The 14,091-nt window shown below is 66.4% G+C and carries 10 protein-coding genes and 1 tRNA gene; 7 read left to right on the top strand and 4 right to left on the bottom strand.

Features of this window, described 5'->3' with window-relative positions; genetic code table 11:
* The first annotated feature begins 6 nt into the window (after positions 1 to 6).
* The 6 genes from J0J01_RS18530 (at position 7) to J0J01_RS18505 (ending at position 7,993) form a co-directional block, all read left to right on the top strand.
* Entirely contained in the window at positions 7 to 1,389 is a 1,383-nt protein-coding gene (locus J0J01_RS18530; RefSeq protein WP_296383235.1) for an O-antigen ligase family protein, read from the top strand.
* Between the two features lie 335 nt (positions 1,390 to 1,724).
* Positions 1,725 to 3,053 (top strand): outer membrane beta-barrel protein, encoded by a 1,329-nt coding sequence (locus J0J01_RS18525; protein ID WP_296383234.1) that lies wholly within the window; start codon positions 1,725 to 1,727, stop codon positions 3,051 to 3,053.
* Positions 3,054 to 3,153: 100 nt separating this feature from the next.
* Positions 3,154 to 3,693, top strand: coding sequence for a polysaccharide biosynthesis/export family protein (locus tag J0J01_RS18520; protein ID WP_296383232.1), 540 nt, complete (start codon positions 3,154 to 3,156; stop codon positions 3,691 to 3,693).
* Between the two features lie 126 nt (positions 3,694 to 3,819).
* Positions 3,820 to 6,063, top strand: coding sequence for a polysaccharide biosynthesis tyrosine autokinase (locus J0J01_RS18515; RefSeq protein ID WP_296383230.1), 2,244 nt, complete (start codon positions 3,820 to 3,822; stop codon positions 6,061 to 6,063).
* A 34-nt stretch (positions 6,064 to 6,097) separates the two neighbouring features.
* On the top strand, positions 6,098 to 7,084 hold the full coding sequence (locus J0J01_RS18510; RefSeq protein WP_296383228.1) for an MBL fold metallo-hydrolase: 987 nt from the start codon (positions 6,098 to 6,100) through the stop codon (positions 7,082 to 7,084).
* 21 nt (positions 7,085 to 7,105) lie between these two features.
* Complete coding sequence (locus J0J01_RS18505; protein WP_296383225.1) at positions 7,106 to 7,993, top strand: decaprenyl-phosphate phosphoribosyltransferase; 888 nt, start codon at positions 7,106 to 7,108, stop codon at positions 7,991 to 7,993.
* Positions 7,994 to 8,004: 11 nt separating this feature from the next.
* Here the strand turns inward: J0J01_RS18505 and J0J01_RS18500 are convergent.
* A tRNA-Gln gene (locus tag J0J01_RS18500) sits at positions 8,005 to 8,078 on the bottom strand.
* Between the two features lie 86 nt (positions 8,079 to 8,164).
* On the opposite strand from J0J01_RS18500, the gene J0J01_RS18495 reads away from it, so the two are divergent.
* The gene (locus tag J0J01_RS18495) at positions 8,165 to 9,571 is read left to right on the top strand and encodes an SDR family NAD(P)-dependent oxidoreductase (RefSeq protein WP_296383224.1); all 1,407 of its coding nucleotides are present in this window, start codon (positions 8,165 to 8,167) and stop codon (positions 9,569 to 9,571) included.
* Positions 9,572 to 9,576: 5 nt separating this feature from the next.
* Here J0J01_RS18495 and J0J01_RS18490 read toward each other — a convergent pair whose 3' ends face one another.
* From J0J01_RS18490 to J0J01_RS18480, 3 genes are read right to left on the bottom strand one after another with little or no spacing between them, the layout of a single operon-like run.
* Positions 9,577 to 10,734, bottom strand: coding sequence for a hypothetical protein (locus J0J01_RS18490; protein WP_296383223.1), 1,158 nt, complete (start codon positions 10,732 to 10,734; stop codon positions 9,577 to 9,579).
* Between the two features lie 2 nt (positions 10,735 to 10,736).
* Complete coding sequence (locus J0J01_RS18485) at positions 10,737 to 12,161, bottom strand: MBOAT family O-acyltransferase (protein WP_296383221.1); 1,425 nt, start codon at positions 12,159 to 12,161, stop codon at positions 10,737 to 10,739.
* Entirely contained in the window at positions 12,158 to 14,089 is a 1,932-nt protein-coding gene (locus J0J01_RS18480; protein WP_296383220.1) for an HAD-IIIC family phosphatase, read from the bottom strand. The genes J0J01_RS18485 and J0J01_RS18480 overlap by 4 nt, the downstream gene beginning before the upstream one ends.
* Between the last annotated feature and the right edge of the window lie 2 nt (positions 14,090 to 14,091).

Below are 14,091 nucleotides of genomic sequence, written 5' to 3'. Positions count from 1 at the left end.
ACGCGTATGCGGCGTCTGCTCCTGGTGCTATTCGCGGCGACGGTCGCCCTGGCGCCGGTGCCTTTCGGCAGCAAATATGACTGGGCCTTTAGTCCTCTCGGCGGGATCGTAGGGGTGCTGCTGGTTGGCATCGCGGCGCTGGCCTGGCTCGATCGCGATTGGCAGCGCCGCGCCTTCGTCCGGTTTGACACGCTGCTGGTGCCCGGCGTGCTGTTCGGCCTGGTTGTGATCTGGGGGCTGGTACAGCTCTCGGGCTGGACGCCGGCGGGTTGGGCGACCTCGATCTCGGACAGCGCCTCGCTCGGTTTGCCGGAGACGCGTCAGTCGATTGCATTCGACAGCGAACAGCAATGGACGGCCTTGATGCGGTTGCTCACCTACGCTGGCGTCTTCGCGCTGGCGGCCATACTCAGCCACTCGGCCTCGGACGCGCGGCAAATCCTGGCAACCATTGTGATCGTCGCGGCGGCCATGACCCTTTATGCAATGGCGGCGCAGGCGGTCAACGGCCAGGCGCGGATCACCGGCGTCGCGGTCTGGGTGCCGGATGTGGAATTCTTCACCGGCACCTTCATGAGCTCCAACCACTACGCCACCTACTGCGGCATCGCGGCGCTCTCGGCCCTGGTGCTCGCCTTCCGGCCGGCTGGCGGGCAGGCCGCCAAGGAGACCGCGCGGGAGCGCTGGCGCCGGCGGATCGCCGTGATGACCGGCCTGAGCGGCCTGTGGTTCGCGCTGGCCCTGGTGCTGTGCATGGGGGTCGTGCTGTCGGGCTCTCGCGGCGGCGCGATCAGCCTGACGATCGGGTTGATCGCCTTCGCCGTTTTTTACGTCCGCGGCTCCACGCGGATCGTCGTGGTCTCGCTGATCCTCCTCATGGTGGCGGCCGTCGTCCTGCTGGTGCCGAGCGGAGAGCGTTTGGTGACGCGGATGGCCAAGCTGTTCGCGCAAGGCGAGTCCGGTCGCGAGCTGCTGTTTCCCATGGCCCTGACGGCGATCGCGCTACGGCCCCTGACCGGCTGGGGCATGAACTCCTTCGAGCAGCTCTACAGCGTCTTCCAGCCGCCGGCGCTGAACGAGTACTACGACAAGGTTCACAACACGTATCTGGAGCTGGCCTTCGACCTCGGCGTGCCGATGGCGCTGGCCTTGGTGGTCGCCGTCGGCTGGATCGCCGGACAATGCGTCGTAGGCTTCGTCACCCGCCGGCGCGACCGTGAGCTGGCCGGCCTGGGCGTGTTCGCCACGGCCTTGGCCGGCTTCCACTCATTGTTCGACTTCAGCCTCCAGATACCGGCCGTTGCTTGCTGCTACTTTGCCATCTTGGGCATTGCTTGGAGCCAGAGCACCAGCAGCCAGCTCGTGGAGGAAAGATTGTCGCAGTCCTGATGTGCAAAATATATGGGATAATGTTCCCGATTCGGGATACTATATCTCGTAGGTCTCTTCCGAAATCGACATCGGAGTAACGCATTTGTGGTATGTGCGGAATGAAATCTTCGCAAGCGCGCAGTTGCAAGCCCCTGATGCTGCAAGCTATTAAGGCCCCTACAGGGGGCGTGGGAGTTCGGGGATGGGTGCCAGTGTCAGCTTTTGGGCGAAAAGACGGTGGTCTGATGCCCAGCCCGCTTTCCAAGAGGGCCGTCTTGGAATGCATTGCTGCGCTGCCGTTAGAGTGTGATCTGACGGTCGCAAGAACACAGACATCGTAAGGGCGGCTAACCATGAGAAACGACAAGCGATTCGGGGTTGAGCGGGTCTTGGGCGCGGCGGCGCTCGCCGTTGTCGTCGGGGGAGGGGTCGCGCAGGCGCAGACTCCTGGCGCTGTCGGTTCGCCGGGCGTCCGCGAGGAGCGCCCGGGCAGCCAGACCGCGCCCGCAAGGGCGGCGGAGAACTATGATGCGCAGGGCGTTCCGATCGGATCGTTCCGGCTGTTCCCGGACCTCGAGCTGAACGAGGTCTACAACGACAACATCTACGCCACGGCGAACGGCACTTCGGGCCGGACCGCGAGCTTCATCCAGGTCGTCAAGCCGACGCTCGACCTGCGCTCGGACTGGAACAACCACATGTTGAACCTGTTCGCGAAAGGCGCCTTCGGCTTCTACAGCGCGAGCTCGACCGAGAATTATCAAGACTTCGGCGTCGGCCTCGACGGCCGGTTCGACATCCAGCGCGACTGGAACGTCTACGGCGGCGGCTCCTTCAACCGTCGCCACGAGGACCGCGGCACACCCAACGTGACGACGTCGCTGTTCTCGCCGACCATCTACAACCAGCTGGTCGGCAACGTCGGCTACTACCAGCGCTTCAACCGGTTGAACGTTCGCATCGACGGCCGTCTCGACAACTACACCTACTTCAACAACGGCCTGGGCACGGCGCAGGGCGTGATCCAGAACAGCGACCGTAACCGTAACGAGTTCCGCGAGTCCGCCCGCTTCGGCTACGAGTTCTCGCCGGGCTATCAGGTCTGGGTGCGCGGCAGCCTGAATCAGCGCTCCTACATGACCATTCCCGACAGCACGGGCTTCAACCGCAATTCGAGCGGCTGGGACCTGGTCGGCGGCGTCACCGTCGACCTGGGCGGCATCACCTCGCTCGAGGCGTTCGGCGGCTACATCCAGCAGAACTACGTCGACGGCCGGCTGTCGCAGATCTCGGCGCCGATGTTCGGCCTGACCGGCTACTGGAACCCGCTCCGCGAGCTGATGATCCGGCCGTTCGTTCGGCGTACGGTCGAGGACTCGGCGCTGACGACGGCGGTGTCGTACGTCAACACAGCGTTCGGCGCGGACGTGACCTACAACGTCAGGCCCAACATCACCCTCGACGCCCACGGCGACTACGCGATCGCCGACTACGGTTCCTTCCCGGGCGTTACCCAGCAGCGCAACGAGCAGTATCTGACGCTGCGCGCCGGCGTGCTGTACCGGCCGACCGCGAACTTCTACGTCGGCCCGACCTATCAGTACCTGCATCGCTCGTCGAACCTGCCGCTCAACGACTATGACCAAAACATGGTCATGCTCCGGCTGGGCGCGCGGCTGTAACCGGCTGTGACGAAATAACCTTGCCTTGAGGAAAGCCGCCGATGTTCAATCGGCGGCTTTCTGTTTATGACAGCGGCCTCACGCCGTGCGGAGGGAAGGGATGTTGCCGCGGTCGAAGTTCTTGAGGCTCGCGGCCGGTACCTTGATGGTGCCGTTGGCGATGGCCGCTCCGGCTCGGGCACAGGGGGGCTACCGGCTGGGCTCCGGCGACAAGATCAAGGTCACGGTGTTCGGCGAGGACGACGCCTCGGGCGAGTACGAGATCGACGCGACCGGCGCGATCTCGGCGCGCCTGATCGGGCGCCTCCAGGTCAAGAACATGACCGTGTCGGAAGTCGAGCAGGCGATGATCGAGCAGTATCGCAGCCGCGGCTTCTTCAAGAACCCGCGCATCAGCATCGAGCTGACCAACCTGCGCCCGTTCTTCATCCTGGGCGAAGTCGAGAAGCGTGGTTCCTATCCCTACGTCAACGGCCTGACGGTCGCCCAGGCGGTTGCGATCGCCGGCGGCTATACCTATCGCGCGTCGCGCACTCGCATCACCATCCAGCGCGTCGGCGCGCCGCACGAGGAGGCGGCCAAGGAAAACGACCCGGTCTTTCCCGGCGACATCATTCGAGTACCCGAGCGCTTCTTCTAGTCCTGAGAGCGGCGCGACAACGACGCCCAGTGGCGGGCGCGCCGAAAAAGCGGTAACACAGTACCAAGCGGCCGGGGGGCCGTTTTCAGCCCGCTTGAAGCCTTCATACCGGAGCATCGTGCGCCCGTGAGCACCGCGACCGAGACCACGACGACGACCGAAGAGCGCAAGCCCAACCTGCCGGCGTTCGGAGCGACCGCGCGGATCGAGGCGCGCGAACTGCTTCGGATGTTCAACCGCCGCAAGTGGCACCTGGTCGGTGTCACCGCGCTGGTCTGCGCCCTGACGGCGCTGCTGCTGTTGCAGCTGGTGCCGGAGTACCGCTCGTCGGCGATGGTCATGCTCGACACCCGCAAGGCGAAGGTGACCAACACCGCCGACGTGCTGACCACGGGCGTGATCGATATCCCGGCGATCCAGACCGAGATCGAGATCATCCGCTCGGCGGCCCTGCTGGGCCGCGTCTCCGACAAGCTGCATCTCGACCTAGATCCGGAGTTCGGTGCGGTGCGGCGGTCCGTGATCGGCGACCTGATCCAGCGCGGCAAGGAGATGGTGTCCAAGTACGTGCCATTCCGCAAGGCACCCGATACGCCCGCCAACGCCGACAACGGCCCGCGTTCGCGCGCGATCACGGCGCTCACCCGCAACCTCACCACGCTGGCGCGCGGCCGCTCTTACGTCATCGCGATCTCTATGGATTCGAACGATCCGGTCAAGGCCAAGCGGATCCTCGACACCATCACCGACTACTACATCGTCGACCAGCTGCAGGCGAAGCTCGACGCCAACAAGCGTGCGACCGACTTCTTCAACGACCGCCTCGAGGAGCTGAAGCGCAACGTCGAGGTGTCCGAGCGCGCCGTCGCCGCCTTCCGCGAAAAGTCGGGCCTGACCATCGCCAAAGACGCGACCATCGCCGCGCAGTCGCTGTCGGAGCTCAACTCGCAGCTCGTCCAGGCGCGTGCCCAGCGCGCCGATAAGGAATCGCGCCTGATCGCCTTGCAGCAGGCGGCGCGCAACCCCGCCACGCTGGGCGGCGTGACCGAGGTGCTGGCCAATTCGCTGATCTCGTCGCTGCGTGCCCAGGAGGCCGAGGTGGCGCGCCGCGTCGGCGACCTGGGCCAGCGCTACGGCGACAGCCATCCGCGCATCCTGCAGGCGCGCGCCGAGCAGGGTCAGATCCAGGGCCGCATCAGCCAGGAGGTCGCGAAGATCATCTCCAGCGTCCAGGGCGACGCCGAGGCCGCGCGCGCCAAGGAGGCGCAGTTGCAAGCCCAGGTCGACGACCTGGAGCGCCGTGCCGGCGGACTGGGCCTGAACGAGGTCGAACTGCGCCAACTCGAGCGCGAATCCCAGTCGTCCCGCGCTGTCTACGAGGACTTCCTGAAGCGCTCCAAGGAACTGCGCGAGCAGCAGGACATCCAGCAGCCCGACGCGCGCATCCTGGCACCGGCCAACCTGCCGACCTCGCCGGCCTTTCCGCGCTATGCGCTGACCATGGCTGGCGCGCTGGCGATCGGCCTGGTGCTGGGCGCCGTCGTCATCCTGCTGCTCGAGCGCCTCGACGGCGGCTTCCGTACCGGCGAGCAGATCGAGCGCCTGACCGGCCGGCCGCTGATCGGCATGGTCCCCGGCCTGTCGCGCTCGACGCTCGGCAAGATGGTGCCGGCACGCTTCGCCATCGAGAAGCTGACATCGGCCTACGCCGAGGCGCTGCGCTCGGCCTATACCGCGATGACGCTCGGCAACCTCGACAAGCCGCCGCGCGTGGTGATGGTCACCTCGTCGCTGCCGGCCGAGGGCAAGTCGACCTTCGTCTGCTCGCTGGCAGGCTTGGTGGCACGCTCCAACATCGACAAGAAAATCCTGGTGATGGACTGCGATCTGCGGCGCTCCTCGGTCGCCGGCACGCTCGGCGTACAGCGCACCGAGGGCACGATCGACGAGTACCTGGCCGGCACCAAGACGCTCGACCAAGTGATCGGCCGCGACGAGCAGAGCGGCGTCTATTATATCCTGGCCCGCAGCAATACGCCGAACTCGGCCGAAATCCTCGATTCGAACGCGATGAAATCGTTCATCAAGTCGCTGTCGGAGCAGTTCGACCTGATCTTCCTCGACACGCCGCCGATCATGGCGGTCGCCGACGCGCTGGTGGCGGCGCGCATCTCCGACTACGTGCTGTTCCTGGTGCGCTGGGAGCGCACGCCGCGCGAGATTGCGATCAATGCGTTGCGGCTGTTCCGCGACCTTCCCAAGAGCATCGGCGTGGTGTTGGTGCAGGTCGATATCCGCCGTCACTCCAAGTACGGCTACGGCGACTACGGCTACTACTATTCCAAGTATCGCGACTATTACAGCAGCTGAGCTCCCTCAGACGCGCTGAGCCTTCGAGACGGCCATGCTTCGCTTCAGCTTCATCGGCAATGCCTGCGGGATCTTCATCGGCAAAAACGGGACCCGGGTCCTCTGCGATCCCTGGCTCGTGGACGGCGTGTTCGAGGGGAGCTGGTGCCATTATCCGCCGCTGAAGACCAAGGTCGAGGATGTCCTCGGCGTCGATGCGGTCTACGTCTCCCATCTCCATCCCGACCATTTCGACGACCGTCACTTCAACTTCGCCAAGGACAAGCCGCTGATCGTCCTCGATCACGGCCGCAACTTCCTGCCGAAGAAGCTGCAGGCGATGGGCTACACCAACTTGATCGCGATCAAGGAGTGCGAGACCGTCAAGTTCAACGAACTCGAGATCACGCTGTTCGCGCCGTTCGTCAAGCACGCCTACGAGGATGCCGAGCTCGGTAACCTGATCGATTCGGCGATGCTGATCTCCTGCGACGGGGTCTCGGCGTTCGACGCCAACGACAACAATCCCGGCCGATTTGGCGACGTCAGCGCTGCCGAGATGATCGGCCGCGAGTACGGGCCGATCGGCCTGGCGATGCTGCCGTACAACGGCGCCAGCGGTTTCCCGTCCTGCTTCGACCATTTCACCGACGCCGAGAAAGTCGAGAAGTCGCGGTGGGTGCTCGGCCGCAATTTCGAGCTGATGCGCGAGGAGATCCTCGCCATGAAGCCGCGCTTCGTGCTGCCCTTCGCCGGCGCCTATGTCCTGGGCGGCGACCTGCGGCATAAGAACGCCTATCTCGGCACCACGACCTGGGACGAATGCGCCGACTGGCTGCGCGAGCGCGGTATCACCAACGTGCGCTGCCTGCGCGAGGGCGACGTCCTCGACTGCTCGCTCGACCCGCGGCTGCTGCGGCGGATTCTCGACCGGCGGTCGCACTGGAATAACGCGGAGATCGGCTGCCATATCTCGATGCGCCGCATCCCTGACAAATATGAGCCGGACCTGCACACCGCCCTGCAGTTCTTCCATCTCTAGGTCCGGCCCGCTTTTGCTATCATGGGTGCCGGGGTAAGGGGAGTAAGGACAATTCCGAGCACAGCCTATTCGCTGCTGCGGCTGGGGCGGCCGAAGCAGTGGGTCAAGAACACGTTCGTCCTGGCGCCGCTGGTCTTCGCGCGGTCCTTCACGGATCCAGTCGCCATCCAGCAGGCGCTGTTCGCGCTGGCGATGTTCTGCATCGCGTCGTCGGCCTGCTACGTCGTCAACGACATCAAGGATATCGAGCGCGACCGCGCCCATCCGATCAAGAGCTGGAGCCGGCCGCTCGCGGCCGGCCACGTGTCGCTGAACGCCGCGATGGCGCTGCTGGCGGCGCTCTACGCGGTGCTGGTGGCGGGCTTCATCCTCCACCCGGCGCTGATCGTGCCGATCGGCGGCTACATCGCGCTGAACCTCGCCTACAGCTTCTACCTCAAGAACCAGCCGGTGCTCGACATCTTCTCGGTCGCCGGCGGCTTCGTGCTGCGCATCTATGCCGGCGCCGAGGCGATCAACGTGCCGCTGTCGAGCTGGATGGCGGTCACCACGCTCTGCCTTGCGCTCTACCTCGCCGCCATCAAGCGCCGCCAGGAGCTGGTCACCGCGGGCTCCGAGGGCCGCCGCGTGCTCAAGGACTACTCGGTCAACCTGGTCGACCGCTATGCCGAGATGTCGGCGGTCGGCGCGCTGATCTTCTACAGCCTGTTCGTGATGTCGAGTAACCCGCAGCTGGTCATCACCATCCCGATGGTGATCTTCGGCCTGTTTCGCTACTGGTACCTGGTCGAGACGCGCGAGAGCGGCGAATCGCCGACCGACGTGCTGCTGACCGACTGGCCGCTGATCGCCTGCATCCTGGCGTGGGGCGCGGCCTGTCTCTATGCGTTGATGGGGAGCACGGCCTGAAGGCGCGCGGCTGGCTGGGGGACCAGGATTCGAACCTAGACTAACCGGGTCAGAGCCGGTTGTTCTACCGTTAAACTATCCCCCAGCGGGCGCCGAACGGCCGGCAGGCGGGTGGGTTTAGCGGCCTCTCAGGCCCTTGGCAAGCGGCCTCTCGAAGGCACAGGAGTCGACGTGACGGTCCGTTCTTTCGCCCCGCAGGAAGTCCAGAGCTTCGGCCGGCTGTCGGGCGACGTGAACCCGATCCACGTCGATCCGATTGCGGCGCGCCGGATGATTTTCAATCGGCCGGTCGTGCACGGCGTCATGCTGATCGCCTGGCTGCTCGACGATCAACTGCGACAGCATGGAGGCGGGCGGGCGCGCCTGCGGGCGTTGAAGGCGCTCTTCCTTCAGCCGGCGCCGGTCGGCGATGAGCTCACGCTCGAAAGCAGCGGCCAGTGGCCGAAGCTCCGGTTCAGGATCCTGTGGCGTGGCACGGTCGCAGCGCGCGGCTCGGTCGAATACGAGGACCGCTCGGCCATCGACGACATGCCGGTGAGCGAGGCGCCCGCACCCGGGGCGCCGGCTCTGGTCGACAGCAGCGCCTTCGCGTCGATGACGGGCGAGGAACGGCTCGAGCTCGGCCCGGGCCTCGAAGCGCTGTTTCCCGATCTCGCCTCCGGATTGCCGCGCAGCCAGATTGCCGTGCTTGCGGCGCTGACGCGAATCGTAGGCATGCATTGCCCCGGCCTGCGCTCGATCCTGGCCGAGATCGATCTCGGGTTCGAACAGCAGGCCGCGCCGGCCCTGGCGTGGAAGGTGGCTGAGTTCGACGACCGGTTCGGCCGCCTGACGCTCGAGGTCGGCTCGCCCCTGGTGCGCGGCACGATGGTCGCGTTCGAGCGGCCGGTCGCCGAACGCTCGGCGAAGGAGGCTGTGCTGCTGTCCTCGATCGCCTCCGGTGAATTCAATGGCGTCAAAGCCCTCGTGGTCGGCGCGACTCGCGGCCTGGGCGGAACTCTCACCCGGCTGCTGGTCGTGGGCGGCGCCGAGGTGGTTGGCACCTTCAACATGGGCAAGGACGAAGCGGCAGCGCTCGCGAAGGAGCTGGGCAGCGGGCCCGGCCAATGCCGGTTCGAGCGGCTCGACATCTTCGAGCACGACACCGCAGGCCTGCGGAGGATCGCCGACGATGCCGGCGGCTTCACCCATCTTCTCTACACGGCGACGCCGCCGATCTTCGTCGGCGCCAAGGGAAGCTTCTCGGACGCGCTGTTCGAGCATTTCCTCGAGGCCTATGTCCGGGCGTTCCTGCGCCTGTTCGAGACGGTGCAGGCGCAGGGCCGGTCGCTGTCGAGCGTGCTCTTCCCGTCATCGGTGGCCGTCGCCGAGCATCAGCCGGGACTCACGGAATACGCGATGGCCAAGGCCGCCGCCGAGGCGATGATCGCATCGCTGGCGGCGAAGCATCGTGACATCCGCTTTCTCGCGCCGCGGCTGCCGCGGCTCGAGACCGACCAGACGATCAACCGCTCCGGCGTGACGGGCGAGGACCCGGCGCCACTCGCGCTCGACCTGCTGCGCCAGCTCCGGGGTTAGTTAGGTCAGCGGCACTGATCGCCGGTGACGATCCCGAGCTTCTCCAGCGTCTTGGCGAGCTTCTCGGCGACCAGCCGCTGCGATGGGACGTTGAGATGGCCGTCGACCGGATAGAACAGCCGTGAGGGATGAGGTTCGCTGGAGATGAGCTCCAGCCCGTCGATGTACGGCACGCCGCTCGCCTTGGCGATGGCGCCCATCTGCTTGGTGAAGGCGGTGGCCGAGGCGCGGGTCTCGTCGGTCTTGAGTTCGAGCAAGGCCGCCTGCACGCGCTGCGGAAAAGCGACGAGCACCAGCCGCGCGCCGGCCTGCCGCGTCTTCTCGGCCATCTCGCCCAGGATCAGGTGAGCGTCGTCATAGCGCTTCTGCCAACCCGGCGACGTCGCGGCCAGCAGGTAGTCCGAGGTATCGCCGAAGGCGGCGTCGGTATAGGCGCGGTAGAGGCGGACGTAGAGCGGCAGGTTCTGGAACACGTAGTGCTGCGTGATCTCCAGCACGCGGCTCTTCCGGAGCGACCGCCGTGCCCGGACCAGCAGCGACATGCCGCTTTCATCGGTCGTGGGAATCCGCGACTTGCGCATGACATTGGGGGCGTGCCGGCTCTCCCACTCCTGCCTGGACATCGGCTCGAACATGTCGGTCGGCATGACCATCAGCACGACGGCCGACGGATGCAGCTTCAGCGCCGCGTCGAGCCGGAAGTACTGATCGAAGAACAGGTAGTCCTCGACGGCGAGGTTCTGGAGGTCGATCCCCCTGGTGCACTGCTTGCGCAGTGAATCGGCCATCACCTCGGCGAGCGAGTCGGGCTGGTTCACCCGGTTGCCGGCGAGGAACGAGTTGCCGAGTAGAGCGATCCGGACCCCGGTCGGCATCTCGGCGGCGCACGGCCCGTCGCTGCGCAGGCCGCAGGCGTTGTAGCGATAGAGGATCTCGCTCTGGCCTTCGGAAATGCGCTCCCGCCGCACGCAATTGGGGGCGTAGACCTGGCCGAGCCGCGCCGGCACGAGGCAGGTCGGATCGCTGTACTTGGGCCACAGCCAGCGCGCCAGGATCTCGGCCGATCCCATCATCGCGACCGTCGTCAGGATCGCCGTCGCCAGCATGGCGAGCAGCATCTTCCGGAGCGGAAGCCCGGCGGCGGGGACTTGTACGGTGGCCACGGTCAGAATCCCCCGTAGACGAAGCCGGGAACCGGGGCGTCGACCACGAAGGTGGAGAAGACGAGGATGATGATCTGCGCCGTCGCCAGCGAGGTGCGCGCGAGATAGGCCGGCGGCCAGCGCGGGATGCCGGCCATCACGGCGGCGGCCGCTGCCGCGACAATGCCCAGCACGAAGATCGCAACAAAGATCAGGGCGAGGCCGCCGGCGATGTCGAGCGTCGGCAGGTTGTGCAACAGGATCGCGACCATGGCCTGGTCGGGCCACAGGCAGACCACGCTGGCGAAGAAATGCGTGAGTGTCAGCGCCCGTGCGGCCGATCGGTACCAGAGCTCGCCATCCAGCGCCCGCAGGCCCTGCCGGCCGAGCCGGGTGGCGAGCCAGGTGCGATAGCGCTGATGGGCAAGCGCGCCGAGGCCGAGCAGGGTGCCGTAGACCAGGCCCGAGAGGGACGGGCTGTGCCAGGCGCCGATCACGAAGAAGGCGATGAAGGTGCAGGCGAGGCTGGCATTGGCGGCGGCCGCCTTGGTCGCGGTGCGCTCGACCATGTAGCGCTGCAGGGGGCCGAACAGGTAGATGCGGATCCACAGCGACAGCGTGATGTGCCAGCGCTGCCAGAACTCCTGGATGTTGGCGGCGGAGAATGGCCGGTCGAAGTTCTCCGGCAGGTCGAAGCCGAGCAGCCGCCCGATCGCGACAACGACGTCCATGTAGCCGCTGAAATTGGCGTAGAGATAGGCGACGAAGGCCACGATCGCGGCCGCGATCCACCAGGCACGCGCGCCGTGGTCGGCTGCCGTCGGGATGTCGGAGAGGGCCGTCCGGAAGAAGTACTCGAACACTCCCGACAGGACGAGGATCTTGAACAGGCCGGTGACGACGCGCGCGGCCTGCCGGCCGAAATCCTCGATCGAGATGCTGACGCGGCGATCGAGAAAACTGCTGCCGGCAAAGCCCTCGAGGCGCTGGATCGGGCCAGACAGGAACGACAGGAACAGGAAATTGTAGTTGAAGGTCGTGGCGATCGACGGCCGCTCCGCCAGGCTGCCGTCCTTGAAGTCGATCATGATGTGCAGCGTGCGGAACAGCACGTAGGACAGGCCGACGGTCGCCATGATCGCCGCCGGTCCGGTCGGCAGCGCATCGAACGGCGGATAGCGCTTCACATAGAGGAAGAAGGCGATCACGACGGCGATCGAGGCCATCGCCACGCCGCGCGATTGGCGGATGAAGAACAGCGAGGCGTAGCCCATGGCGGCCAGCGCCAGCACCGGCCACAGCGCCAGCACGTTGCCGACCATCAGGTGGAGGACGACGACGTTCGCCGCCACCAGCACGGCCCCGCGCAGCAGGCGCGACGGCGGCAGGCGGCCGACGACGAAGAGGGCCGCGCAGACGGCCAGGAACCGCGTATCGACGAAGATCATTCGGCCGCGGCGCTGTCGAGGATGACCGGGGTGAAGCCTTCGCGGATCACCTGCATGGGCAGGCTCTTGTCCGCCGTCGAGGCGACGTCGAGGCGCCAGACGCTCTCACCGCCATCGCTTTGCTCGACCAGATCGAAGCCCAGCGTCTTGTAGTGTTCGCGCACCATGCCGTTGCGCTCGGTCGGGATGTAGCGGCCGACCACGGTCTTGATCCCGGCCTGGCGGGCCTGGGTGACGATCTCCTGCAGCACGGCTTCCTCGACGCGCCGCTTCAGCACGCGGCAGCTCATCAGCCAAGTATCGATCTCCCAGATCGAGCCTTCGGCGCGGCAGACGATGACGCAGATCATGCCGTTGTCGCCGAACATGTCGGCAAGGCGGACCTGCAGGGTGAAGATGCCGGCCTGGCGCTGCATATCGGAGACATCGACCTCCGAATAGCGCCGGGTGGTCAGGTTGAACTGGTTGGACTTGTTGATGAGCTGCGAGATCCGTGCGCGACCGGGATCGTCGAACGGCGCGAAGTGGATCTTCATCTTGAGCGACCGCAGGTAGCCGTCGAGGTCGCCGGCGGCGCCCTCGAGCTTTCGGCGGCTGGCATTGGCCTGATAGTCGTCGGCCCGCTTGCCGTCCTCGGACGAGTAGGCGATCGCCTCGAAATAGCCCGCCGCCCAGATCGTCGAGGCGTATTGCGACGGATCGGCTGGCAGCTCCGGCACCGCGACCTGCGGCAGGAAGCGGCGGACCAGCGCGCGTTCGGCCGGGTTGTCGTCGAGGAAGACGAACGAGTCGAGGCCGAGCGACAGCTCCTCGGCGATGGCGCGGATGTTGGTCGCCTTGTCCTCCCAGTTGGCCTGGAAGCAGGCGATGTGGTTCTCGTGCAGCAGCATCTCGGGATGGCTGCGGAAGGGCTCCAAGGCGCGCGCCTCGTCGTTCTTCGACGACACTGCCAGCACGATGCCGCGCTGACGCAGCCGCAGCGCCATCTGCTGCACCGACAGGAAGGCCTCGCCCAGCGCGCTGCCGTTGCCGAGCGCGATGCCCTCGAGGCCATCGTCGCCGATCACGCCGCCCCACAACGTGTTGTCGAGATCGAGCACCAGCACCTTGCGGCTCTTGCCGCGATAGGCGGCGAGCAGGCGGCACAGGTGGTCGGCGTAGAGCGGGGTCAGGTGCGGGTCGAACGGCAGCTTGCCGTGGTTCCAGTTGGCTGAGTCGTGCCAGCGGTCGAGGCCGACGGTGGCGGCAAGCGACGCGACGTCGAACAGCAGGTCGCCGCTGGCGCCGATCGAATCGGCCAGCTCGCGGTTGAAGCCGTCGATCGCGCGCCCGAGGGTACCAGGCAGGGCGGCATCGAAGCTGCCGAACAGCGCGGCCGGGACGCTCGGCACGGTCTGGACGATCGAGGCGGCACCCGCATTCTCGCGCAGGTTGGTCCGCAGCGTCTGGATGAGGGACAAGCTGTCGACGACGCCGTTTTCCGACTGGCCCGGATTGTCGATACTTTCAATCAAGGGTAGTGCACGATGGTCGATCGCCAGTAGCGCCAGGTCGGGCTTCCACTGGCTCACCGTTGACTGGGCGTCGAGCGCCTCCTGGGCGACGGCGCCGAACGGCGCCTCGAGCACTTCGACCCGCAGGCCGTGACGCAGGCCCGTGGCGCGGATTGCCGGCGCCAGCAAGGAGAGGGTGCCGTTGCCGAGCAGGGCGAGGCGGACGGTGCCGAGGGTCTTCAGCGCGTTGCCGGCGGCCTCGCAGCGGCCGAGGAGGCGGGCGAGCTGGCTGAGCTGGTTGATGTCGAGGGTATGGTTGGCAAGGCGCCGAAGCTCGCTATCCGCGCCGCTCGAGGCAGGGTCGACGGCGCGACACCGCTCGCGAAACTCCTCTGCCGCGGGCAGCCACGGCAGCTCCGGAAGAGACCACGTCATGG

Source organism: Reyranella sp. (assembly GCF_017305915.1).
Taxonomy (GTDB): Bacteria; Pseudomonadota; Alphaproteobacteria; order Reyranellales; family Reyranellaceae; genus Reyranella.
Note: the sequence above shows the minus strand (reverse complement) of the source record. Positions and strands in the feature narration are given on the sequence as shown.